Here is a 25,142-nt window from a genome sequence, read left to right as displayed (position 1 = left end):
TAGCATAAACATCATCTTTCGCATAGGACCCTCAACGGCTTCGGCCCCAGAGGTGGCTGTCTCGCTCAAGTCCGGACTTAAGGCAGCAATAGCCATATAAACAAACCAGGCTACTAGATAGCCTAGTACAAATTTAGGGAAACGGTGCCAGATTTCCATAACACCTACCTTGGATTGTCCTGGCTGGCGCTCCACTTTGTAAACCCAAACCAAGGCTAAAAGAAACGCCCAAACACCGATAAACATGTCGATCCAAATTTTAGTAATAATAGAAGAAGTTAGAATCCAGCCTTCCTGCCAAACTACCCCTAAATTGACTTCGGCATTAGCGCGCATAAGCTCATCAAGAATTGCCCCAGCAGCCGCATCGGCACCGTCAGTCTTGACTGTCATACCCATGGCAGCTCCGTTAACAATAGGTTGGTTGGGTGCTACCGCAGTGTAAAATCCAGGCAATACGACCAACTCGATCATGGCAAAAATCACGATCAGCATGGAAACCATGACCGGCACCACCGGGCGAGCCCTAATCGCACCAGCAGTGGCAATAGCGGCCGAAACTCCACAAATAGAAATGCCTGAAGAAAGGACTGCAGAAGCTTCACGGGAGAGACGGAACACCCTGCGACTCAGGGCATAAACGATTGGCCAAACCAACAAATAAGCTACGAAGGTGGCAGCGATACCGGTAATAGCCAGTTCGAAGGTAAACCCCGCCGCTTCAATAGACATAAGACCAATCTTGATTCCTAAATAAACAATAGCAGTTTTAATAAACCATTCTGGTTTAGCCGCTTCCTTGAGAAATTCGGCGAAACCTTTAAAAAAATTCCCGATGATTAAGCCAACTGCCAGCGCTAGCATGTAAGAAAACCCTCCTCCTAGGGAGAGCCCCCACGATAAACCATACTGATCGAACTGGTTAACAGATGCCTTGAAGTGAGCTTCATGGCCGACAATCCACACCATCCAGGTAAGTATGAAAAGAAAAGTCCAGCCAAGAAAAAAACGTTTTAAATCGAGTTTCATGGCGACCGCACCCAGGCAGGTCAAGGCAGTGAATACTAGATAAGTCACCAACAGAGAAAGCAAAGGATGCCATTCCTGATAGCCGCTTACCTTTAACGCCTTGTTCCAGGCGAAATCTCCCCACACCCAAGTGCTTGTTGTAGTCATCCAACCGACTAAATTCCACCCCCAGATAGAGGCTAGACCCGCGAAAAACATTATCAAACCTAGCCAAACTGCCCACCAATCTTCGGTAGTTGCCATACCGGAGTACCATCTCCGATTAACCCCAGACATCGCTGTTTCTCTCCTTTTTCTACAGGTGAAAACTACTACAATTGCAGCAAAGCATAGCGATTAAAGTAATGATAAGCATATTGCCTGAGCCAGGTGGGCAGGGTCTCAAAATCAAATCCCATAAATACCGTCACCTGACTAGCATCGGGGAAATCACCCCTCTCCCGCAGGCACTCAGCAAGATTTTGATCTAACTCAGGCAAAGTACGGCCTCGAATCTGGAGCGTTTGATAGCAAACAACCCAATGCCTCCCATCATGAATTAGCCTGACTTCCAAATTCGCCTTCATCACACTATCACTCATTAGGAGAGTAAAAACTGATTGACTAAAATTCCTAGCACTACTAAAGCTGCCATGCCAACGCCTATGCTCCAAAGGCACAACTTGGTTTCCCAACTTTCCCAGGGTTCAGGTTCTCCAAGGGTTTTTTCGCCGATACCTTCCCTCTTGCCACCGAACTCTGAAACAATTGATTCCTCGGATATTCTCTCCGCATTAGTTTTTGCCACAGCATGTTTTCCTAAGATAAATTCTCTATATATAAGCTAACTTTATACTAGGTAGCAATTTTTACTCTCTTAATTACATAATAGGAAGGTATATAATAAATACTAATTTCAGCCGAAATCTATAATACAAGCAAAGAATATACCTACCATCTCAATTTTTTCCTCTACCTCAATTTTTTCCTCTACCATCGATCATAGACGATATGGCTGAGACTCGTTATTGCCGCTGATCGCTAGCACGAAATAAAGGGTGCTGCAGCATCTCACCTATAGCCATGGTCTCGATAAATCCCACGCCCAAAGCGGCATATTCCAGCGCCTCCTTTATTTCCGTTACCTCGTAAATAACCCAATTCCAGGGATACTCAGTAAAATTTCTCCACCCCGAAGGAATACGGGTTCGGTTGCAAAATATATACTCAGGGTTAAGTTTAAAAGCAGTCACTAGATCCCAGGTCGGAAGAACCCAGCCGGTAGTGTTCATACCTTCTTTTCTAGCAATAGCGATTACCTGAGGCTCGAACGAGATTGGGACACACTGAACCTTTACTGGTTCTAACACCCTTAATACTTGGGATACCGTTTTTTGAATGCCGAAACGTTGCAGGCTCTGGATTTTAATCTCAACAAAAGCAGTTACTGCAGGAAGCTCTTTTAACCAGAGGACGATATTTTCTAGGGTGGACAGCCGTGCTTCAGGGAAGCGGGGGCCAAAGCGAGCAGCTTCATTGACACAGATGTGCTCAATATTCACCGACTCTATCTCAAAAATAGAGCCTCCATGTCCTGCGGTACGAAGAAGGGTATCATCATGAAGCACCACAGGGATCCCATCGGCAGTTAGCTGAACATCAAATTCTACCAAGCGCGCGCCAGCATTTACAGCAGCATCTAGGCTTAGTAGAGTGTTTTCCGGAAACGCTTTAGCATAACCACGATGAGCAATCAATTGAGGTATTTTTATGATGCTCGCCCCCTCTTCACTGCCGTGGGCAATAGGGAAAAGCGTTCAAGCACTACCGCCCTGTCCTCATCATTACTAAGCTTCGAGTCCTAGGAAGACAATGGCTGGTAACGGAGTCGGCTGGGCTGATTAGCCACCTCTCCCAGACGCTGGTGACGGTTCGCTTCATAATCAGCATAGTTGCCTTCGAACCAAATAACTTGACTATCCCCCTCAAAAGCAAGAATATGAGTAGCAACACGATCTAAAAACCAACGATCATGGGAAATCACTACAGCACAGCCGGGAAAACTTAGCAGAGCCTGCTCCAAGGCTCTTAGAGTTTCTACATCTAAGTCATTAGTTGGTTCATCAAGGAGGAGAACATTGCCTCCAGTACGAAGTAGCTTAGCTAAATGCACCCGATTGCGCTCACCGCCAGAAAGATCTCCAATACGTTTTTGCTGATCTGAGCCTTTAAAATTAAAGCGCGCTACGTAGGCACGGGAAGGAGTCTCGTAGGTTCCAACTTTGATAATGTCTTGACCTTCCGAAATTTCTTCCCACACGGTTTTGCCAGCATTTAAAGCTTCACGGCTTTGATCTACATAAGCCAGCTTAACCGTATCCCCTAGCCTGATTTCACCCGTATCTGGCTGCTCTTGGCCCACTATCATCCTAAATAAAGTTGTTTTTCCTGCACCATTAGCCCCGATGATCCCTACAATCCCCCCAGGAGGAAGGCTAAAATTTAGATCATCAATCAGTAAACGGTCGCCAAAACTCTTACGTAGCTCCTTTGCTTCAATCACTATATCCCCCAGGCGCGGTCCTGGGGGAATATAAATCTCGTTAGTCTCATTGCGCTTCTGGTATTCTTGAGAAGATAGTTCTTCAAAACGGGCAAGACGGGCTTTACTCTTAGCATGCCGCCCCTTGGGGTTTGCGGAAATCCATTCAAGTTCCGATTTCATCGCTTTAATTCGTGCTCCCTCCTGCTTTTCCTCTAGCTGCAAGCGTTTTTCTTTTTGCTCTAGCCAAGACGAGTAATTTCCCTCCCAGGGAATACCATGTCCACGATCTAACTCCAGAATCCAGCCGGCCACATTATCCAAGAAATAGCGATCATGGGTTACAGCCACAACAGTGCCCGGATATTTTTCCAAGTAACGCTCCAACCAGGCAACCGACTCCGCATCAAGGTGATTAGTGGGTTCATCTAGCAGCAACATATCCGGCTCAGAAAGAAGCAAGCGGCAAAGGGACACTCGCCGCTGTTCCCCGCCCGAAAGATGGGTGACTTCTGCCTCCCAAGGAGGGAGGCGCAACGCTTCAGCGGCGATATCAAGCTTATGATCTAAATTCCAAGCATCCGCCGCTTCAATGGCATTTTGAAGCTGCGCCTGTTCGTCAAAGAGGCGATTCATTTCTTCATCGCTCATTGGTTCAGCAAATAATAAGCTAATTTCGTTAAATCGCTCTAACATAGCTTTAATTTCAGCCATCCCCTCCTCCACGTTACCCCGGACATTTTTAGTAGGGTCCAAGTGCGGTTCTTGCGAAAGGTAACCGATCTTAAGCCCTTTTTGAGGAATAGCTTCGCCTTCAATATCTTTGTCAATTCCGGCCATAATTTTGAGTACGGTTGATTTTCCCGCTCCATTAAGGCCTAGCACGCCAATCTTGGCTCCTGGAAAAAAGGATAAGGAGATATCGCGCAAAATAACACGTTTCGGCGGCACTATCTTGCTCACCCGGTTCATACTATAGACATACTGTGCCATCGAATTGCCTCATTAATTTTAAAACAAGCACTCATACTAAAGGCTTTCCAAAATTTATGCTTCGCTTCAAAATGAGTAAATTTGGCTACCAGCCGTCATAAGTTAGATAGCAATAAAAAGCTCTCATAAACCACCAACCCAGAATAAAGAAACAAAAAACCATAAATAAACTGCTGTACACGAAAAATACGGAATACAATAAAATTATGATGTACTATCAACCCTACAAGCCCTAACCCAGTGACAGCCATTTTTACCCCTGCAAAGAGCGGAATACTGAAATTAATTAATTCAGCCATAAGTGGATTTACTTCTTTAGCACCGTGTTGAAGCAAAGATAAGGTAAAAATTGCATCCATAAAACACAAGACCAAAATTGCTACCGTAAACCACCACAAATAAGGGGGATATTTATCCAAATAGGCGTTAGTAAGATCCTCACAGCGTCTAACGTAGCCCCGGCGGCCTTGGCGACCCCAATAATTAAACTGCGGAAATGAGCCTACCCGCCGTTCCCCACGCCGACGCTCCTGGAAAACATTCGTTTTTTCAACGATTACGTAACTCATTATGTTCGCTCCCTGATAGGCAATGGATAATGTTAGCTAACGTACTTCATAGTCTCTTGCAAAAATGGAACCATAAAAATTACTTAAATAAAATCAATGATATAAACCAATCAACGCTAACGATTATGTAAAATTTTATGACGATCCATCTTCCTAGCTCCACTCCTTTCAAAAAAAAGGAAACGGTAATTTTACTCCATGGTATTTGGATGAAGAGCCTCTATTTGTACCCTTTAGCTAAATATCTTAGCATCCAGGGTTATCGAACGATCTGCTTCAGTTACCGCTCTCTCCAAGATAGTCCCAGCAAAACCTTGCATCATCTGCACAACTACCTCGAAAGCTTGGAAACAGAAACTATTCACTTCGTAGGACATAGCTTAGGAGGGCTTTTAATACAGCGCTTATTAAAGAAGTATCCTAAACAAACACCTGGCGGGGTAGTAGCGCTAGGGACTCCGTTTACCGGTAGTATCGTTGCTCAACGGCTCTATGCTCACCAACTAGGGCGCTATCTTCTAGGACAAAACGCCGAGGAGAGCCTATTGATTGAAAGCGCTCCTTCTTGGCAATTTACTCAAAAACTGGGGATCATTGCAGGAACCAGAAGCTTTGGTGTAGGTCAATTGATCACCCGCCTGCCCCAGCCTAATGATGGAACAGTGAGTGTTGCAGAAACAAAACTGGCGGGAATGACGGACCATTGTCTGGTCAGAACTAATCATACGGGTTTGCCACTTTCCCCCATAGTAGCAAAACTCACCGTTACTTTCTTACATTATAATCGTTTTAGCCAATAGGAGCTTATTCTCCATACACAGTCACCGTCACCTGCCGTCGATAGCCTGAGAAACGATGTTCCCAGATATAAACCCCTTGCCAAGCACCCAAGGCACAACGGCCCTGAGTAACGGGCAGGTTGAGTTCCGAGTGAGTCAATACGGTCCGTACGTGGGCAGCCATATCATCCGCACCCTCCTGCTGATGGGTAAACAAGGGATCGCCATCAGGCACAAGCTGGCCAAAATAAGCTTCTAAATCATGTCTCACTGCCGGATCAGCATTTTCGCAAAGCATTAATGAAGCACTAGTATGATGAATAAAAACATGGCATAAACCCGTCCTGATATTACTGCCGGTGGCAATCCGCTGTAGCTGGTCCGTGATCTCCACCGTTCCTCGGCCTGGCGTCGTAACCTCCAGCCTTTCTTGGACTACCATTGCATTTACCTCTACCTGGAAGCCTGTGGTGTGCCTCAACTCACGATTCAGGGTACTCTAAACTGTCACCTATTTCTCAGCATAGGGCAATATCAAAATTATGCCTGCGCCCAGGTAACCTTAAAGCTACGCCACATTACTAACTTCAGTGGCGCTGGCCTGCCGAGACTGTTGTAAAATATCTCGCACACAGCAACCACATTTACCACAGCTACTAACCACTCCCAGCTGACGCCTCAGATCACGGAGATTATTGGTACCTTGTGAAATCGCTTCTTGCAACTGCTTATCAGTAACGGCATGACATACACATACATACATAATTTTAATACCATTTATTCTTTCCCTGCTAAGATCTAATTACAAATACGAATGATTGTCAATATTAAATTTTGTTTTTGAGCGAAAACATGCAGAAGCCTCATTTCAGGGAAAGAAAGTATCATCAAGCAAATTTAGAAAATTAGTTTCATCTAAAATGGTAATCTCGAGATTCCTCGCCTTGATCAGCTTAGATCCAGGCTTAGCACCTATTATCAAGTAATCGGTATGAGGAGAAACACTGCCACTGACTTTACCTCCCAAAGCCTGCAAGCGTTCTTTGGCCTGCTCACGGGTCATGCTTTCCAGAGTTCCGGTAAGAACAAAGGTCCTGCCGGAAAGAGGCCGAACAATGGGTGCCTTATGTTCCAGCTCTGGCCAGCAAACTCCAGCTTCTTGTAAACTTTGAATGACTTGGCAGTTGTGTAGTTGGCGGAAAAAAGCAGCAATATGGGCAGCGACAACAGGCCCGATATCAACCACTTGCTGTAATCTCTCCTCACTGGCGCTTGCCAATGCTGCTAATGAGCCAAACTCTTTAGTTAACACTTGGGCAGTGGCTTCTCCTACTTCGCGAATACCAAGAGCGTAAAGAAAACGCGGCAAGGTTGTGTGCTTACTCTGCTGAATAGCATTTATCAAGTTGGCTGCCGATTTTTGCCCCATGCGTTCTAATCCAACAAGCTGCTCCTTGGTAAGGTCATACAAATCGGCTACATCTTTAATCAGCCCTCGTTTCACAAGCTGTTCTACAAGCTTATCTCCCAGACCATTGATATCCATTGCCCGGCGTGCAGCAAAGTGTTTAACTGCCTCCTTGCGCTGAGCCGGACAATATAGACCGCCACTGCAACGGGCAATCGCCCTGCCTTCTTCTTTAACGATCTCCGAGTCACAAACAGGACATTGCCTAGGCATCTGAAAGAGGCGAGAGCCAGGTAAGCGCTCTTCCAATACCACCTTAACTATTTCTGGGATGACATCCCCTGCCCGGCGCACATAAACGGTATCACCAATCCGGATATCCTTACGCCGAATTTCGCCTTCATTGTGCAAGGTGGCCTTACTAACTGTTACACCGCCCACAAAAATAGGCTGTAACCAAGCCACAGGAGTCAAGGCCCCCGTACGTCCTACCTGTACCTCAATATCCAAGATTTGAGTTAGTTCTTCTTGAGCGGGAAATTTATAGGCGAGGGCCCAGCGGGGAGCACGGGCAAGCGATCCTAAAGTTTGCTGCTGATTGAGATAATCTACCTTAAAGACCACTCCATCAATTTCATAGGGGAGCTTATCGCGCATATCCAGCATATGCTGATAGTACTTTTTACAGCCAGCAAGTCCCTCAACTACCTGCAGATGAGGAAGAATACGCAAACCCCACTGCTTAAGTTGGCACAAAACTTCGCTATGACGATCAGGCAATATCCCCTGCTCCACTTGGCCAATGCCATAACAAAATATAGCCAGTGGACGGCTCGCTGCGATCCGGGAATCTAATTGGCGCAGGCTGCCGGCAGCGGCATTGCGGGGATTCACAAAAGGCTTTTCACCCTTAACGATTTGCTCTCGATTAAGCCGCTCAAATCCCTTCCTTGGCATATACACTTCACCGCGTACTTCTAACAAGGAAGGAGCTTTCTCGTCACGCAAACACAATGAGACAGTAGGAATAGTCCGGATATTATGGGTGACATCCTCACCGGTGACACCATCGCCACGGGTTGCGCCCTGCACGAGCACGCCATCTTGGTACAATAAGCTGACGGCAAGACCGTCAAGTTTAGGTTCAGCCGCATAATCGACCCGTTCGATTCCTAATCGCGCTTTTACCCGCCGATGAAAATCAACCAATTCTCCCTCATGGAAAGCATTATTTAGGGATAGCATGGGAACTTCATGCTTAACTTCGCCTAAAAATTTAATGGGTTTAGCACCCACGCGCTGGGTAGGCGAATCCAAAGTAATCAACTCAGGGTAGTTTTCTTCCAGAACTCTTAATTCTCGTATCAAACGATCATATTCAGAATCTGGAATTAACGGATTATCCATTACATAATAGGCGTAATCATAGTTATTGATTAATTCTTTTAATGCCTGTATGCGATCCTTGGCTGGGGCTGGCGCTACCACACCTATATCTATCTCAGTATATGGGCTCTAAATAATAAGAGACTATCTGCCCTGCACTCCCAGAGATCGACAGGCCCGATTAAAAGCAAGAATACGTTCTCGTATCTGTTCAAGCGCTTGAGCGGTAAGTATATTGCGCCGCTCATCACGGACCTCTCCGTTTAACTTCTCAGCTAAAAGCCGGGCTATTTCCAACATCCTATCGAATGCGGCAAAACCGCCTGCCGGTCCAGGCAGGCGCATAAACAAAGCAAGCCCCATGGTAGAAAAATGCTCTATCTGCTCCAAATCAAATGATCCCGGCTCCATAATATTAGCTACACTAAATATAGCTCGCCCTCCGGGAGAATAGGCATGATAAATATTCATTTCTCCATGCCGTAGACCTTTGTCTTCCAAGACCCGTACGATATCTTTGCCTCGAAAGATGCTCTTTCCTCGCGCTATCACCGTAAGCACAATAACCAATTCAGGCCCTGCCGGTTGTGGTGATAGTTTTTCAGGTCTAGGTTTTGCTTTGAGCCATTTCTTTGGAAAGGCAAACCGGCTTTTTTTAGTATCCTTGGGTGGCATTGCTTCGGTACGCTCTGGCTCCTTTTCTGAATGAGATTCTTGGGCCTCTTCTACTAACGGAGCTAACTCATCCAGCTCTTCCAGATTCTCCAAGGATTTCTCTTCCTCCTGTACCCTCAAATTCCGGTTTTTTTCCGGGATTTCAGGGGACTGACCAGGCTCCACCGGATTTTCTGAATTCTCGTCATAAGTTCCTAGCGTTGGCATTTGTCTATGCTCCCGCTTCTGATCACGAATACTTTTCCGGCGATTTTCCCATCGGCTATAAAAATAAATCACCACCAAAATTAGGGCGCCGATCACAAGCAATGCTAGGCGTAGATCATTCATAAAATCTCCCCGCTAAACGGCGGCCAATTGTACCGCCTCATCCACATCCACCGCGACCAGGCGTGAGACGCCAGGTTCATGCATGGTCACTCCAGTAAGCTGATGTCCCATTTCCATAGTGACCTTATTATGGGTTACAATAATGAATTGCAATTTAACCGACATTTCCTTTACCAGCTCACAAAAGCGCTCCACATTGGCATCATCAAGCGGGGCATCAACCTCATCCAACATACAAAAGGGTGCTGGGTTGAGCTGAAAAATAGCAAATACTAACGCTACTGCGGTTAGTGCTTTCTCTCCCCCTGAGAGTAAATGAATAGTGCTATTTCGCTTGCCTGGAGGGCGGGCCATAATTTTAACGCCGGTATTTAGCAAATCATCGTCATTCAACTCTAGATAAGCCTTACCCCCCCCGAAGAGTTTGGGAAATAGTGCTTGCAGGCCACCATTCACCTTATCAAAAGTTTCTCGAAAGCGACTGCGGGTTTCACGATCAATACGCTTAATAGCGTTTTCTAGGGTTTGCAGTGCCTCGGTTAAATCAGCGTGCTGAGCATCTAAATACTGTTTACGCTCCGCCTGAATTCGGCATTCATCAATAGCCGCCAAATTAATAGGACCAAGGCGCTGAATATGTTGAGCAATGCGTTCGCCTTCCGCTTCCAAGGTAGCCAAATCACTCTCCTCAGGCATCTCCCGTAGTATCTCTTCAGGGCTAAATCCTAGTTCTTGCAATTGCTCCTTGAGCGTTTGGGCCCGCACCCAGATCGCTTGCCTATCAACGCGGAGCTGCTCCAAAGAGGTTCGTTGCGCCTCAAGTGTTCTTGCTATCTCGTGCTTTTTTTGCTCGTCTGCCCGCAACCGTGATTCTAACCTAGTCACTTGTTCTCGCGCCTCGTTTAACTGGCGCTCGATGCTCATTCGCTGCTGCAAATAGGTTTCAAGTTGCGTTTGAAGTTCCTGCAGGGGCGTTTCTCCGCCCGCTAGGGTAACCTCTAATGCTTCCCTACGTTGAAGCAACTCGTTATATTCCTGGCGAATTTGAATCACCGCTTCTTGAGCTGCTTCTAAAGTCGTCTGGAGAGAATGTCCTTTTATCTCTAGCCGATGCAAGGTATCTTTCGCTGCTTCAGTTTCATCCCGAACTTGCTTCAACGACTCTCGTAATCGATCCCGCTGCTTGATAAGCTGCTCTCGCTCCTCAGCGAAACCTTCTATCTCTACAAACGCCTCTTGCAGGTAGGTTTCGGCCAATTGCCGTTCTCTTTCGTCTTCAGCAAGATGCGTTTGGATTTCTTCCAATTCTTCCTTCACCTGCCTCTGACGAAGCTGGTGCTGTTCCTGTTTGGCTTCTATCCGCGCCAAGGAAGATTGGCATTCCCCTAACTCTCTTTGCGACTGATGCAATGCTTTTTGCTGATGCGCCTGCTCATTCTCCAGCGTATAAAAATGTCCCCGGATTTCCTCTAACTGTTTATCAAGGGCCTCTACTTCCCGTTCGCAACCAATTATCTCCTCCTGTAAACGGGCTATTTCCCGCCTCCTCGCCAGCACCCCCGCTTTCTCATCCTCTTCTCGAACCTGGCTAAACCAGGCTGAACTCAGCCAAATGCCGTTGCGAGTCATAATTGACTCACCGGGAGCAAGGCGGGCTCGCAAAGCTAGTGCCTCGTCTAGAGTTTCTACCGCGTAGACTCCTCCCAGTATCGAGTCCAAAGGCCATGGGGCTTGTACCTTACTTAATAGCGAGGGAAATCTGCTTTCTATTCTGTTAGTTTGGGTGGATGCTGCCGTATTAAAAAGGGTGAGGGATCCCGCCTCCAAACTTAAGAGTCCATCAGCTAGCTGCTCCCAGCCAGCCACGCACACAGCTTCCATGTGTATCCCTAAGGCGCGCTCTACCGCCCATTCCCATCCGGGTTCAACTTCCAAGCCCTCGGCTAGGCACAGGCTATCCGCTAGATCCTGTTGCGTTAGCCAGGCATCGACTCCGCTATCACCACCACGGCCAGCAGCCTGCTGTAGCGCTTGCAAGGAGGCCAGTCGACCCTGTAAATGATGCCGATCCCCCTGCTGACTATGAAGTTTTCTAGCAAGCTGTTTTTCTTGCTCTCGATATTCGGAAGCCTGCGCAATGCAATCCGTCAAGGCTTTTTGCTGCCGGGCCAACGCCTGCTCTAGAATGAATTGCTCCTCCCGTAGTTCCTCCAATCGCTTCGTACCATCCCTCTCAGCCAACTGCCTGGCCTCTTCTTCAAGTCGGACCCTACGCTGCCGCAGCTGCTCCTGTTGCCGCGTTAGTTGTTGCTGCCGGCTCCGTTCCACCTGAGCCCGCTGAGTGGGTTCCGCTGCCCGTTGGTTAAAACCCTCCCAGCTTATCTGCCAATCCTGCATTGCCGTTTCAGTGGTTTCCATTCTTTCCTGGGCAGCCTGAAATTGCTGTTGTGCTTCCCTCTCAGACTCAACATGGTTCACCAAGGCTTGCCGGGTTTGCCTGATAAGCGCTGACTTCTCCTCTTGGAGCTGCTCTGACTGCGTTAACCGGTGCTCTATTTGTGCTTGCTCTTGCTGATGCTGCGCTCGTTGTGCTCGCCCATGATGAAGTTGCTGCTCAAGGCGGGCGATCTCTGCTCCTTGGCTATAATACGTTTCCTGAATTTCAGCCGTCTTATCCCTAGCTTGGTATAGAGCTTCTCCCTGCTGCTCTAATTGTGCTTCCACTCGCCGCAGATCTGCTGTGTGCCCTTCTAAAAGCGTTTCCTGACGTTCAATTTCTTGATTGAGTTGACACGTTTTTTCATTTAATACCCGCCAGCGTAGGGCTTCAATTTGAGCTTTAATTTTACGATCTAACTGCTTTAATGCTTGATATTTTTCCGCTTGCTTGGCTTGGCGCTTTAAAGTATTGAACTGTCTTTCAATTTCTTCTCTTAAGTCGTTAATACGATTAAGGTTATCAACGGTATGAGACATACGGTTTTCAGTTTCACGGCGACGCTCCTTGTATTTGGAAATGCCCGCGGCTTCTTCCAGAAAAACCCGAAGTTCTTCGGGCTTGGCCTCGATAAGGCGGGAGATCATGCCCTGCTCGATAATCGCATAGCTCCGTGGTCCCAGGCCGGTGCCAAGAAAAATATCGGTAATATCACGGCGACGGCAGCGGGCATTATTCAGGAAATAATGGGACTGACCATCCCTGCTGACCTGGCGCTTGATAGCAATCTCATTGTAAGCTGCATATTGGCCTCCTAGACCTCCTTGACTATTATCAAAAACCAGCTCTACGGAGCACTGCCCTACCGGTTTGCGGGAAGTCGAACCATTGAAAATAACATCCGCCATGGAATCACCGCGCAAGTGTTTAGCTGAACTCTCTCCCATCACCCAACGCACGGCGTCAATGATATTGGATTTACCGCAGCCATTAGGCCCGACAACGGCCACCCGGTTACTGGGTAAAGGTAAACTGGTAGGATCGACAAATGACTTAAAACCAACAAGCTTGATTTTCTTTAAGCGCATGGAATGGATTTAAGCGATAATATAAAAAGCTAAATTTGTAATGCGCAACGCTAACACAGAGACAGCAAGATGCCTAGCCAACCGAATCGTGAATTAGAAATCTTTGCCAACCCCTTGCCGGAACGAGACTATACTATCCGAATTCGGATTCCAGAATTTACCTGCTTATGCCCAAAGACGGGCCAGCCTGATTTTGCCACCTTACAGCTAGAGTACGTGCCCGACCAGGCTTGCGTGGAATTAAAATCGCTCAAACTCTATACCTGGTCCTACCGGGAACAAGGCGCTTTCCATGAAGCGGTTACTAATCAAATTTTGGACGATCTCAGCGCTGTCTGTAAGCCCCGTTTTATGCGCCTCACCGCAGAGTTTAATGTTCGCGGGGGCATTTACACCACAGTGGTGGCTGAATACCGCCAACCCGGCTGGAGTGCGCCCGAGATAGTTCGGCTACCCTGAAATGTCCCCTGATCTTTTTCTTGGTATTGACCTAGGCACTTCAGGTTGCCGAATCATTGCTATCAATGAAAGAGGGGAAATCCAGGGCCGCAGCCATGTTCCCCTGCCTCCTCCCCGGCGGCAAGGAATGGCGATCGAACAGAATCCCGCGCAATGGTGGCAGGCTATCAAGCAAGCCCTTACAAGCCTGTTTCAGACGGTACCCGCTAAGGCAGTTCGTTCCCTTGCCGTTGATGGAACTTCCGGTACAGTCGTGCTGGTAGATAGAAATGGAAACCCTCTGACTCCCGCCTTACTCTATAATGACAGCCGCAGCCATGCTGAAGCACGCCTAATCGCCGAACAGGCCCTTCCCCATAGCGGCGCCTTGGGCCCTACTTCTAGCCTGGCTAAATTACTCTATTTACAATCTTGTCCAGAGGCGCTTCAGGCAGCTTACCTGCTGCACCAAGCAGACTGGATCGCCTTCCGTTTAGGGGCAAAATTGGGGATTAGCGACGAAAATAACTGCCTTAAGACGGGCTATGACTCTATCCGGCAAGAATGGCCGGATTGGCTCAGCCGGGTAGGTGTACGCCGCGAACTGCTACCGGCAGTGGTTCCTCCCGGAGCCCTCATTGGGACCATTGACCCCTCCCACACAGAAACGTTTCAAATCTCCCCTCAGGCGAAGTTAGTGGCAGGCACTACCGACAGTATTGCCGCCTTTATCGCTACCGGTGCGGAAAAACCGGGAGACGCCGTCACTTCCCTTGGTTCTACCTTAGCGCTCAAGGTAGCCTCTGAACACCCTATCTTTAGCGCAAAGCATGGCATTTATAGTCATCGTCTAGGCAAGCTTTGGCTGGCTGGAGGTGCTTCTAATAGTGGAGGCGTTGTTCTGCGACAGCATTTTACTCAAGCTCAACTCGATAAGATGACTCCCCATCTTCAACCCCAGCAAACTACAGGATTGAATTACTATCCTCTACCCGCCCAGGGCGAGCGCTTTCCCATTCCCGATCCCCACTATTCGCCGCGCCTCACTCCCCGTCCCCTTGATAATGTCACCTTTTTCCAAGCTATTTTGGAGGGTATCGCCCGTATTGAAGCCCAAGGTTATCGCCAACTCCAATTGCTAGGCGCCCCTTTCCCCAGCCTAGTAAAAACCACTGGCGGGGGTGCTCGCAACCCTGCCTGGCTGCAAATAAGGGAACAAACTCTTCGGGTTCCTGTGATTACTGCCTGTGAAACCGAGGCTGCTTATGGGAGCGCGCTACTAGCGCGTCAAGCTCTCTCCTGATCCCCCTCTGTTACGTTAGTTCTACCCCTATTTCTGTCTCTTGGTTAGTAATACTGCCGCCGCATTCTCTTCAAAGCGCCCTGCTGCTTCGATATACGCCCATACCGTCCCATCATGCCCCCAACCCCCCTGGCGTTTGATGGATTCAAAGGAGGCCCCGGCACGATGGGCGGTGGTAGCTAAACTCCGGCGCAGACTATGGCTGCTCAGCTCTGGCGCAAAATCAAAACCTACCTGACTAGCCACAGCTTTTAAAATAAGATTCACGCCCGCCGGGTGGAGGGGGGCATTCAAAAGGGTCTCCCAACGATTCACGCGCCGAAAGAGAGGACCTGATTTAATACCTGCAATTTTGAGCCAAGCCTTCAGTGCTGTGACCGGACACAAATCACTTTCCCCATAAGGCAAGGCTTTCAGCCGTCCTTCACCGCTTTGATCGGTCTTCGAACGGGGTATAGTGATAAGAATTCCTTCCGCCTCCCACTGCAGGTGTGCTAGATCCACTTGCACCAGCTCGCTGCGCCGAAACGCTCCGAAAAACCCAACCAATAGCAAGGCCCGGTCTCGGTAGGCTTTAAGATTGCTCTGTGCCGAAAGGTGATTCACCATTGCTTTTAGGTGCTCCAGACGAAAGGTCTTGGCTTGACGCTTGGGCTTTCCTTGCCGACGGACAATGCCTTGGAAGAGCTTACGGACTTCCGGCTCTACCGTGGGATCAGGAAACCCTTGAAGTTGATGCCAGTGGCGCAAAGCTGTTAGCCGCAGCGACAAGGTGCGAGGATTGAGGATCTCGGCATGGGCCAACAAGTAAGCGCTTACCATGAAAGCATCCGCCGGCAAACAGCCACCCCAGCGCTCAAAATGACGAATCGCTGAGCGGTAGGCCCGCCGGGTATTCTCTGCCGTGGCCGCTTCGATATAATGCTGCTGCCGGAGCGTTAAGGTATGCTCGGATTCAACGTGACCCAATACTTCAGCGGCCCGTTTAGAAGTCAATTCGTAGGACATTATTATTTCCTTTATAGTGACAGAGGAATAAACTATGATTACCCAAGTTTTTGTAGGCGTAAATCACCTTTTACGGGGGTTTAAGCTTATCCATCGCCCAGGACTGCGCGCCTATGCTTATATCCCACTTGCCATTAACACCCTTCTTTTTAGTATCCTTATCTGGTTAGGTGCCGCCCAATTCGGCGCTCTTATCGATGCACTCCTGCCGCCATGGCTAGAGTGGTTACATTGGTTATTATGGCCCCTATTTGCAGTCACTATGGCCGTCATAGTTTTTTTCATTTTCTCCCTCATTGCTAACCTGATTGGCGCCCCCTTCAATGGACCGCTAGCGAAAGCCGTTGAATATCACCTCACTGGCCAGGAAATACAGGAATCTAGCACAACCTTATTGCGGGAAGCCTTCTCAGCAATTTGGATGGAACTGAATAAAATTAGCTATTTCGCTCTCCGGGCTATTCCTCTCCTGCTTTTATTTCTTATCCCTGGGCTAAACTTTATAGCTCCCTTCCTATGGTTTGCTTTTAGCGCATGGATGTTTGCTTTAGAATACATGGATTATCCCATGGGAAACCATAAAATAAGTTTTCCCCAACAAAGACAACAGTTACAGCAACATCGTTTATTAGGGCTAGGATTTGGGGGAGCAACCTTATTCGCCACCAGCATTCCCTTCGTGAATTTTTTCGTTATGCCCAGTGCTGTTGCGGGCGCTACTGCTCTTTGGGTCACTCATTTAAAGCCCCGCCACGAAACACAAGCTCAACCCTCTGCTTTTCAAAGCCCATCTGACCAGCAAGAGAGCTCTATAAACTAACCCTTATAGCGAAAACCATAGTTTGAAAAACCAGCATGTTGGCTAATTCAAACATCGTCCCAAAAATCAATCTACTCCTTATCGAAGATAATCCAGGTGATGTCCGGCTGGTACAACTTGCCCTACAAGAGGTAACCGGGGTTAAGTTCGAGACTACGGCGGTAGAGCGACTCAGCCAAGCGCTGTCCTTGCTCGAGCATCAGCAATTTGATGCCATTTTACTAGATTTAACCCTACCTGACTGTCACGGTCTCCATACTTTTAGCCAGGTAAAAGAGGCTGCACCTCAGCTACCCATCGTGGTGCTAAGCGGTTTATCTAATGAAGAACTAGCCATCGAGGCAGTAAAACTCGGTGCCCAGGATTATTTAGTCAAAGGTCAAAGTAATAATCAGCTGGCGGGGCGAGCATTACGTTATGCGGTGGAAAGAAAGCAAACTGAAACTGTATTGCGCCAAGCTCGAGATGAATTGGAGCAACGCATCGCTGAGCGAACAGCCCATCTGAAGAAGGCCAATTGCCAGCTTCAGCAAGAAATCCTCCAGCGGAAACGCACTGAAGCATTGCTCCGAAAAGAACGGGACTTTAGCTCTATGATCTTGGATACTGCCGATGTCCTGGTGGTAATTCTCAACAGTCAGGGCCAGATTGTTCGCCTTAACCGAGCCTTCCAGAAAATCAGCGGATATCCTTCCGAGGAAGCGCAAGGACGATACCTTTGGGAGCTTAGTTATTTCCCAAGCCAAATAAAAAAAGACACCAGAGAAAAACTCCAGCAATGGCCAATGCCAAGTACTCCCAAGAAGCATGAAAGCTATTGGCAAACAAAAACGGGGGAGCGATACTTGATTGCCTGGTCAAGCACCGCCCTCTTCGCCCCCAGTGGGACTCTAGATTATGTTATTTATACTGGTGTCGATATCACCGAGCAAAGACAAGCCGAAGATCTTGCTCGTCAGCGTCTGCTTGAGCTGGCTCATATCTCTCGTTTAAGTACCCTTGGAGAAATGGCCGCTCAAATTGCCCACGAACTCAATCAACCCCTAGGAGCCATCACCACGTATAGCGATATTTGCTTGCGCGCTCTTGAGGCACAAGCCCCAAAATATCAACCGCTTCGCGATATATTGGAAGAAATTGCAACTCAAGCCGAGCGAGGAGGAAAAATCATTCGTCACCTTCGCGATCTTATCCATAAAAAAGAGCAACAATGGGCTCCTCTGGCAATCAACGAGCTTATTCGAGAAACCGTTGGTATCATGCAGGCTGAGGCACGGTGGCAAAACGTTACATTTAAACTTAATTTACAAACTCCACTTCCTTCCATTACCGCTGATAGCCTTCTACTGCAGCAGGTATTTCTCAATCTAATCCGTAACGCCTTCGATGCTATGATAGCAAACTCCCACGGCGACGAGCGGAAAATCAGAATTAAAACAGTATGGATTAAAAAAGCCGCTATTGAGATTCAAATCCAAGATACGGGGCCAGGTCTACCAGATAACCTCAAGCAGAAAATATTTAAGCCTTTTTTCACTACCAAAACGGAAGGTATGGGAATGGGATTGCCGATTTGTCAATCCATTGTCGAAGCCCACGGAGGTTCACTTTTAGCGGCTGATAATGAGCACAGTGGCGCTCTATTTAAGGTTAGGCTGCCAATTAGCTCTTCAAAGAGTACGGTTCATGGCGCCTAACAATACGATATATATCGTGGATGACGATGGAGCAATGCGTAAATCACTGGCCTTGCTTTTGCGTGGAGAAGGTTTTGATGTAAAGACTTATTCCTCCGCCCAAGTATTTATTGAAAGCTCCCCCCTTTCTTCAACCGGATGCCTCTTACTTGATGTACGAATGCCCGGTATAGATGGATTTGAATTACAAAATATATTGCAACTACGGGGAATTCATCTCTCTACCATCATGATTACCGGACATGCTGATGTACCTATGGCGGTTCGGGCAATGAAATCAGGAGCCAAGGATTTTATTGAAAAACCCTTTCGTGCCCAAACCTTATTGGATCGCATTCGTAAAATATTATCCGTTGATGAAACTCAAGAGACTCATAAAGAGCAATCCCGGTTGCAGCCGGGGAATTTATCCCAGTTTGAGTTCCTAACCCGGCGAGAACGTCAAGTCTTTAAATTGCTTGCACAAGGAAAGATGAACAAACATATCGCCGCTGAACTATGTATCAGTATTCGAACCGTTGAGACTCATCGGGCCAATGTCATGGAGAAATTAAAGGCGAAATCACTTGCTGATATTGTCCGGTTAGCTATTTTCAGAAACGCTAAAGATAATATTTAATATAATTCAATTATTTATCTATAATCAATTCATTATTCCGTAGAAATACGGATAGCCATTGCTAGGGGTTATCTTATAAAAATAGCTGCAAAGTAAGCTAACAGCAAAAAGGAGCAGCAGCTATGGTTAGCGAAAGAATTTCCCCTCTCCAATCAATTAACATCACTGCCACATTAGCACGTAATAAAAAGACCGCAAATAGCGTTAATAGGTCTTTATCTCCGGGGCTTACCCTGGAGAATCTTTATATGCGAGAGGCTGGTAAAGTACCTTTATTGAACGCTGAGGAAGAAAGATATTATGCACGGTTAGCCCTGCAAGGGGACCGCGAAGCCCGAAATCGCATCATTGAAAGTAATCTGCGAATAGTCATAAAAGTTGCCAGTCGCCATGTTAATCGCGGTCTGCCTTTAATGGATTTGATTGAAGAAGGCAATCTTGGGCTTATTAATGCGGTAGAGAAATTTAATCCTGAACTTGGTTTCCGATTTTCTACGTATGCTAGTTGGTGGATACGCCAGGCAATAGAACGGGCGCTCATGAATCAAACCCGAACTATTCGGCTCCCTGTGCATGTTTTTAAAAAGATTCGTTCTTATCAGAAGGAGGTGATTTTATTCAGGCAGAGATATAATATTGAACCCCGTTCAGGGGAGATTGCAAAATTGCTTCACGAACCCTTGGAAAGGGTACAGCGTTATCTTAGCTTGCAGGCACTAGAAACATCGCTGGATGATCCTCTGAACGAGGACACTGAAGACTGTCTGGCTGATCTACTTCCTGACGAAAGGAACAACCCGGCTCTTCTGTGGGAGATTTTCGATAAAAAGGCCAGTATTTATAACCAATTATCGCAACTCCCTGAGCGTCAACAGGAAATTCTCAAACGCCGCTACGGATTGGATGGCTATGAAGTGACCACACTTGAGGAAATAGGCCATAACCTTGGTATTACTCGTGAACGAGTACGGCAAATTCAGCAAGCAGCGATCAAACGGCTTCGTAAGATTATTGAAAGCGAGTTTGCAACATAAAAATGAGTTTATTCAGACAGAGATATAATATTGAACCCCGTTCAGGGGAGATTACAAAATTGCTTCACGAACCCTTGGAAAGGGTATAGCGTTATCTTAATTTGGATAAAATAATAATGACGAGGGAAATTCAGCTACCTTTCGAGCGGTTATTCGACACTGCCCCGGATGCCATGGTGATCTCCAATTATCAAGGCCACATTGTCCTCGTTAACACCATGGCTGAACGTATGCTCGGCTATTCACGCGCAGAATTGATAGGTCAACCTATTGAGATCCTAGTACCACAACAACACCGCGATGGCCACACCCTTCAGCGTCATAAATATTACCGGCACCCCCGCACACGCCCCATGGGGGAAGGGCGCGAACTCTATGCAGTACGTAAGGACGGCAGCATGTTTTCAGCCGAGATCAGCCTCAGTCCCATGGAGGTGGATGGTCATTTATTAATTACCAGCGCTATCCGGGATATTACAGAACGCAAACAAATACAAAAAACATTAGAACAACAAGCTCAGGATCTCATGCGCTCTAATGCCGAATTAGAACAATTCGCCTACGTGGCCTCCCATGATCTCCAGGAGCCCCTTCGGATGGTCAGTAGTTATGCTCAGTTGCTCGCCCGTCGCTACCGGAATCAGCTAGATTCCGATGCTGATGAGTTTATCGAATTCATGGTTGACGGGGCCACTCGAATGCAGGCGCTCATCAATGATTTGCTCGCTTATTCCCGTGTAGGCACCAAAAGCAAGACTTTTACCACAGCCGACAGCAACTGGGTAATCCAACAAGTGCTGGGGAGCCTCCAGCTCGTGATTAAAGAAACCCAGGCCCGCCTGAGCGTCGATCCTTTACCCATTTTAATAGCGGATGAAGCCCAATTAGCACAACTGTTTCAGAATCTCATCAGTAATGCCTTAAAATTTCGAAGAGAAACGACACCGAGAATCCATATTAGTGCTAAAGCAGAAAAGAATGAAATTATCTTTTCTGTAGCCGATAATGGGATTGGGATTGAGCCTCAATACACGGAGAGAATTTTTTTACTTTTTCAGCGCTTGCATAGCAAAAGGGAATACCCTGGTACAGGTATCGGACTCGCCATCTGCAAGAAGATCGTGGAATGTCATGGGGGGCGGATTTGGGTAGAGTCCAGACAAGGCGCAGGGACTACATTTTTATTTGCCCTGCCATTAGAACCCAATGAGGACTCCCTACCATCAACATAAAAATGCCAGCAGCTAGGCGGGGTAAGCTATGGAAATATTACTTGTGGAAGATAACCCAGGCGATGTAAGACTAACTAGGGAAGCGCTCAAAGAAGCTAAAATACAAAACCAGCTTCATGTGGTGGAAGATGGAGTTGCGGCGATGGAATTTCTGTACCAAAAAGGCCCATATGTTGATGCTCCCCGCCCCCACCTTATTTTACTCGATTTAAATCTACCGAAAAAAGACGGTCGCGAAGTGCTTCAAGAGATCAAACAAAACCCGGCACTCAAGCGTATCCCAGTCGTGGTCCTAACCACATCTAGAGATAAAAAAGACATTCTAACAAGCTATGATCTCCATGCTAACTGTTATGTGACCAAACCTGTAGAGTTGGATCAATTTATTCAAATCGCCAAGAGTATCGATAACTTTTGGCTCACTACCGTGAGTTTACCTAATGAATGAGGTTGGGGCTACTCAGCGCTTATTAGTTACTCTCCTAATGACAAGAGATCGGTATTCCCCCCCACCGCAGCCGTATTGATGCTAGTTGAACGCTCGGTGGCAAAACGCAATAAATAATGGGGACCACCCGCTTTCGGGCCAGTTCCCGAAAGTCTCTCACCCCCAAAGGGCTGCACGCCCACCACGGCACCGATCATATTACGATTGACATAAATATTGCCTACATGAACCCGGTTCTGAATATAACGCACTGTTTCATCCACGCGGCTATGTATTCCCAAAGTTAGGCCATACCCAGTTCGATTGATGGAATCGATCACTTCCTTGAGGTGCTTAGATGAGTAGCGGATAACATGCAAGATAGGGCCAAAAACTTCATAGGTAAGTTCCGCCAAATTTTCTAATTCGTAGACCCGGGGTGCAAAGTAACAACCATGCTGGGTAGCTTCAGGCAAGGATAAACGGCACAGCAAACGCGCCTCTCGATCCATACGCTGGCAGTGGGTTTCCAAACGCGCCCTCGCCTCCTCATCGATAAGCGGCCCTATATCGGTATCCAGCCGTCCCGGCTCCCCTAGGTGCAGTTCCTGCATTGCGCCGATAAGCATTTCCAATATGGGCTCGGCGACTTCTTCCTGGAGAAATAACACTCGTAGCGCCGAACAACGTTGGCCAGCACTATTAAAAGCTGACATCATGACATCCATCACCACCTGCTCAGGCAGCGCGGAGCTATCTACGATCATAGCATTCTGGCCACCGGTTTCAGCGATAAGTGGCACGATGGGCCCCTTGCGTTCTGCCAGCACTTGATTAATCACAGTAGCGGTCTTAGTTGAGCCTGTAAAGGCAACCCCACTGATACGATAATCAGCCACTAAAGCCTGACCTACCATTGAACCTCTACCAGGGAGAAAGTGTAAAACCCGGGGCGGAATCCCTGCTTCATGGAACCACTGCACCACCAAGGCCGCTATCAAGGGTGTCTGCCCAGCAGGCTTTGCAATCACCGCATTGCCTGCTACCAGCGCAGCCGCTACCTGGCCCGTAAAGATAGCCAGAGGAAAATTCCAAGGACTGATGCAAGCAAACACGCCCCGTCCATGAAGAGTCAACTCATTATGCTCGCCGGTGGGTCCTGGCAGCATCTTAGGCATCGCAAAAAGCCGTCGAGCTTCAGCAGCATAATAGCGACAAGCATCTACCGCTTCCCGCACTTCAGCAAGCGAATCCGCGACAGTTTTTCCCCCTTCACGAATACACAGAGCCATCAACTCAACTTGGCGCTCCTCGAATAAATCAGCCGCCTGCTCTAAACACTCGGCTCGTCCCAAGACAGAGGTAGCTTCCCAGCCCGCTGCAACGGCATCTGCTTCCGAAAGGGCCTCAGCGATAGCCTCTTGATCGGCTTCAACCACGGTACCCAGCACCCGCCGCTGATCACTAGGATCCCGTACAACTTGAACTGTCCCCCTACCAACTTCGCCACTGACTAAAGGCAAAGCTTGCCTTTGCTTCTCCATGGCCCTGCCAAGCTCAGCCATTAAACGCTCCAAACTAGTGGGATCATTCAAATTAATCCCTAGGGAGTTGCGCCGCACTTTTCCATAAAGCTGAAGAGGTAAAGGGATATTAGGATGGGATTTAGAGGACAAACTACGAACATACTCGGAAGGGTCTGCCACTATATGTTCGATGGGCACCTCTTCGTCCTCAATCCGGTTAACAAAAGAAGTGTTAGCACCATTTTCCAGCAAGCGACGCACTAAATAAGGCAGCAGATCCCCATACCCTCCCACCGGCGCATAAACTCGACAGGGAACACTAACCTCCTCTTCCCGCAAAGCGCTATAGAGTAGCTCCCCCATACCATACAAGCGTTGAAATTCAAAGCCTTGCTGCTCTCCTGCTACCTCCAGCACCCAAGCTACGGTATGGGCATTATGGGAGGCGATTTGAGGGTAGAACACATCACGGGCACCGAGCAGTCGGCGAGCTAAGGTAAGAAAGGAAACATCCGTGTTAGCCTTGCGGGTAAAAACCGGATAACCGGGTAATCCCTGTTCCTGGGCATGCTTGATTTCCGTATCCCAATAAGCACCTTTCACCAAACGCACCGGAATGCGCCGGCCTTCTTTCTGAGCAAGATCTCGCACATAATTCAGGACAGGCAGCGCCCGCTTTTGGTAGGCTTGCAGCGCTAGCCCGAATCCTTGCCACTTCCTCAAGGAAGGATCGCGGAATACCGCCTCAAAAACATCGAGCATCAGCTCTAAACGCTCCGTTTCCTCCGCATCTAGCGTAAGCCCAATATCAGCGGCGCGGGCTTCACGGGCCAATGCCAATACCCGGGGAATTAGCTCCGCTTGTACTCTCTTGCGCTGGGAAAAGGTGTAACGAGGGTGAAGCGCCGAAAGCTTGACTGAGATTCCTACTGTTTCCCGATTATGCCCACCTGCATCCGTCTCCGCTAGCACCCTAATCGCATGCCGATAAGCACTATAATAGTGCTCGACCCGGGCCTGGGTCAAAGCGACTTCACCTAGCATATCGAAAGAGTAACGCTCATATTCATGGCGCTGCATCAAAGCCTGCTCAATCCTAGGCGCTATGATAAATTGCCCCCCAATAATGCGCATCGCTTGCCGGAGCGCTAAGCGCACCAAAGGCTCCCCGCCACGCTTTGCCAAGCGTTTAATCACACCCTTGCCGTCATCGATTAACGGTGTTTCCAGCCGCACCAGGCGCCCGGTGAGCATTAATCCCCAGGTGGAGGCATTCACAAAGAGCGAATGACTATGCCCAAGATGCCTATCCCATTCGCCTTTGAGAAGTTTGTCATGGATAAGCCGATCCGCATTCTCATCATCGGGGATTCGTAACAGGGCCTCAGCCAGGCACATAAGGACGACCCCTTCCTGACTTGAAAGGTCATATTCATGAAGAAAAGCATCCAATCCTCCATGCCAGCAGCGTTTCTCGCGCACTAATTGTACCCATTGGCTTGCCCGCCGCTTCACACGCTTACTAGCTTCAGGAGCCAGCTCCGTCTCACGCAATAAAGACTTTACCCAGACTGTTTCATCAGCAAGATAGGCCGCGCTAATCGCAGCCCGTGGCGAATCTAGAGAGGGCAATTCAATATCCGAAATCATGACTACGCTCGCTTCCTGCCAGCATACCAGCCATCGGAATACGATAAAGTAATAGGCATGGATTCCTCCCCTTGACTGATATCAATGACTCTTTTCTCCTCAATATAGATTCAGGAAAATAAAAAACCTAGTAAAATTTTAAGCCGGCTATTTAAAGAGGTCTAAAATACGAG

General features: G+C 47.9%; 22 protein-coding genes (1 of these 22 only partly in view). 9 read left to right on the top strand and 13 right to left on the bottom strand.

Annotated elements, in window-relative coordinates:
• The 6 genes from NWAT_RS07095 to NWAT_RS07070 all read right to left on the bottom strand — a co-directional run.
• Window positions 1-1,272 carry the 5' portion of a putative sulfate exporter family transporter gene (locus tag NWAT_RS07095; protein WP_232420234.1) on the bottom strand. 159 nt of this gene lie to the left of the window's left edge, so the window shows 1,272 of its 1,431 coding nt (coding positions 1-1,272); its start codon is at window positions 1,270-1,272; the stop codon falls past the left edge of the window.
• A 68-nt stretch (window positions 1,273-1,340) separates the two neighbouring features.
• On the bottom strand, window positions 1,341-1,595 hold the full coding sequence (locus NWAT_RS07090) for a DUF5395 domain-containing protein (RefSeq protein WP_041350928.1): 255 nt from the start codon (window positions 1,593-1,595) through the stop codon (window positions 1,341-1,343).
• A 14-nt stretch (window positions 1,596-1,609) separates the two neighbouring features.
• Entirely contained in the window at window positions 1,610-1,816 is a 207-nt protein-coding gene (locus NWAT_RS07085; RefSeq protein WP_013220442.1) for a hypothetical protein, read from the bottom strand.
• 217 nt (window positions 1,817-2,033) lie between these two features.
• Entirely contained in the window at window positions 2,034-2,765 is a 732-nt protein-coding gene (locus NWAT_RS07080; RefSeq protein WP_013220441.1) for a glycerophosphodiester phosphodiesterase family protein, read from the bottom strand.
• Between the two features lie 104 nt (window positions 2,766-2,869).
• A complete protein-coding gene (gene ettA, locus NWAT_RS07075; RefSeq protein WP_013220440.1) occupies window positions 2,870-4,543 on the bottom strand; it encodes an energy-dependent translational throttle protein EttA in 1,674 nt (557 codons plus the stop codon).
• A 95-nt stretch (window positions 4,544-4,638) separates the two neighbouring features.
• Window positions 4,639-5,112, bottom strand: coding sequence for a DUF5658 family protein (locus tag NWAT_RS07070; RefSeq protein ID WP_013220439.1), 474 nt, complete (start codon window positions 5,110-5,112; stop codon window positions 4,639-4,641).
• 137 nt (window positions 5,113-5,249) lie between these two features.
• Here NWAT_RS07070 and NWAT_RS07065 point away from each other — a divergent pair, with 137 nt between their 5' ends.
• A complete protein-coding gene (locus tag NWAT_RS07065) occupies window positions 5,250-5,912 on the top strand; it encodes an esterase/lipase family protein (protein WP_013220438.1) in 663 nt (220 codons plus the stop codon).
• 4 nt (window positions 5,913-5,916) lie between these two features.
• Here NWAT_RS07065 and NWAT_RS07060 read toward each other — a convergent pair whose 3' ends face one another.
• The 5 genes from NWAT_RS07060 to smc form a co-directional block, all read right to left on the bottom strand.
• Window positions 5,917-6,333 (bottom strand): secondary thiamine-phosphate synthase enzyme YjbQ, encoded by a 417-nt coding sequence (locus NWAT_RS07060; RefSeq protein ID WP_013220437.1) that lies wholly within the window; start codon window positions 6,331-6,333, stop codon window positions 5,917-5,919.
• Between the two features lie 126 nt (window positions 6,334-6,459).
• Entirely contained in the window at window positions 6,460-6,654 is a 195-nt protein-coding gene (locus NWAT_RS16055) for a (2Fe-2S)-binding protein (protein ID WP_013220436.1), read from the bottom strand.
• 105 nt (window positions 6,655-6,759) lie between these two features.
• A complete protein-coding gene (ligA, locus tag NWAT_RS07055) occupies window positions 6,760-8,787 on the bottom strand; it encodes an NAD-dependent DNA ligase LigA (protein ID WP_013220435.1) in 2,028 nt (675 codons plus the stop codon).
• Between the two features lie 42 nt (window positions 8,788-8,829).
• Window positions 8,830-9,690, bottom strand: a complete 861-nt coding sequence (zipA, locus tag NWAT_RS07050) for a cell division protein ZipA (RefSeq protein WP_013220434.1) — start codon at window positions 9,688-9,690, stop codon at window positions 8,830-8,832.
• A gap of 12 nt (window positions 9,691-9,702) precedes the next feature.
• Window positions 9,703-13,215 carry a chromosome segregation protein SMC gene (gene smc, locus NWAT_RS07045; protein WP_013220433.1) on the bottom strand — a complete coding sequence of 1,171 codons (3,513 nt, stop codon included), beginning with the start codon at window positions 13,213-13,215 and terminating at the stop codon, window positions 9,703-9,705.
• Between the two features lie 69 nt (window positions 13,216-13,284).
• Here smc and queF point away from each other — a divergent pair, with 69 nt between their 5' ends.
• Window positions 13,285-13,674 carry a preQ(1) synthase gene (gene queF / locus NWAT_RS07040; protein ID WP_013220432.1) on the top strand — a complete coding sequence of 130 codons (390 nt, stop codon included), beginning with the start codon at window positions 13,285-13,287 and terminating at the stop codon, window positions 13,672-13,674.
• Between the two features lies 1 nt (window position 13,675).
• The gene (locus NWAT_RS07035; protein WP_013220431.1) at window positions 13,676-14,956 is read left to right on the top strand and encodes an FGGY-family carbohydrate kinase; all 1,281 of its coding nucleotides are present in this window, start codon (window positions 13,676-13,678) and stop codon (window positions 14,954-14,956) included.
• 27 nt (window positions 14,957-14,983) lie between these two features.
• Here NWAT_RS07035 and NWAT_RS07030 read toward each other — a convergent pair whose 3' ends face one another.
• A complete protein-coding gene (locus NWAT_RS07030; RefSeq protein ID WP_013220430.1) occupies window positions 14,984-15,964 on the bottom strand; it encodes a site-specific integrase in 981 nt (326 codons plus the stop codon).
• 34 nt (window positions 15,965-15,998) lie between these two features.
• Between NWAT_RS07030 and cysZ the strand changes: the two genes are divergently transcribed.
• From cysZ to NWAT_RS07000, 6 genes are all read left to right on the top strand, one after another.
• On the top strand, window positions 15,999-16,784 hold the full coding sequence (gene cysZ, locus NWAT_RS07025) for a sulfate transporter CysZ (RefSeq protein ID WP_013220429.1): 786 nt from the start codon (window positions 15,999-16,001) through the stop codon (window positions 16,782-16,784).
• A gap of 35 nt (window positions 16,785-16,819) precedes the next feature.
• Window positions 16,820-18,481: a hybrid sensor histidine kinase/response regulator gene (locus NWAT_RS07020; RefSeq protein ID WP_013220428.1), complete on the top strand. Its 1,662-nt coding sequence runs from the start codon at window positions 16,820-16,822 to the stop codon at window positions 18,479-18,481.
• Window positions 18,471-19,100 (top strand): response regulator transcription factor, encoded by a 630-nt coding sequence (locus NWAT_RS07015; RefSeq protein ID WP_013220427.1) that lies wholly within the window; start codon window positions 18,471-18,473, stop codon window positions 19,098-19,100. The genes NWAT_RS07020 and NWAT_RS07015 overlap by 11 nt, the downstream gene beginning before the upstream one ends.
• Before the next feature lie 122 nt (window positions 19,101-19,222).
• Window positions 19,223-20,134 carry a sigma-70 family RNA polymerase sigma factor gene (locus NWAT_RS07010; RefSeq protein WP_013220426.1) on the top strand — a complete coding sequence of 304 codons (912 nt, stop codon included), beginning with the start codon at window positions 19,223-19,225 and terminating at the stop codon, window positions 20,132-20,134.
• 116 nt (window positions 20,135-20,250) lie between these two features.
• Window positions 20,251-21,366, top strand: a complete 1,116-nt coding sequence (locus NWAT_RS07005; RefSeq protein ID WP_013220425.1) for a sensor histidine kinase — start codon at window positions 20,251-20,253, stop codon at window positions 21,364-21,366.
• A gap of 28 nt (window positions 21,367-21,394) precedes the next feature.
• The gene (locus NWAT_RS07000) at window positions 21,395-21,814 is read left to right on the top strand and encodes a response regulator (protein ID WP_013220424.1); all 420 of its coding nucleotides are present in this window, start codon (window positions 21,395-21,397) and stop codon (window positions 21,812-21,814) included.
• Between the two features lie 26 nt (window positions 21,815-21,840).
• Here the strand turns inward: NWAT_RS07000 and putA are convergent, their stop codons facing one another.
• Entirely contained in the window at window positions 21,841-24,969 is a 3,129-nt protein-coding gene (gene putA / locus NWAT_RS06995) for a bifunctional proline dehydrogenase/L-glutamate gamma-semialdehyde dehydrogenase PutA (RefSeq protein WP_013220423.1), read from the bottom strand.
• Between the last annotated feature and the right edge of the window lie 173 nt (window positions 24,970-25,142).

The organism is Nitrosococcus watsonii C-113, assembly GCF_000143085.1.
GTDB classification, from domain to species: domain Bacteria; phylum Pseudomonadota; class Gammaproteobacteria; order Nitrosococcales; family Nitrosococcaceae; genus Nitrosococcus; species Nitrosococcus watsonii.
This window is presented reverse-complemented; position numbering and strand designations above follow the sequence as displayed.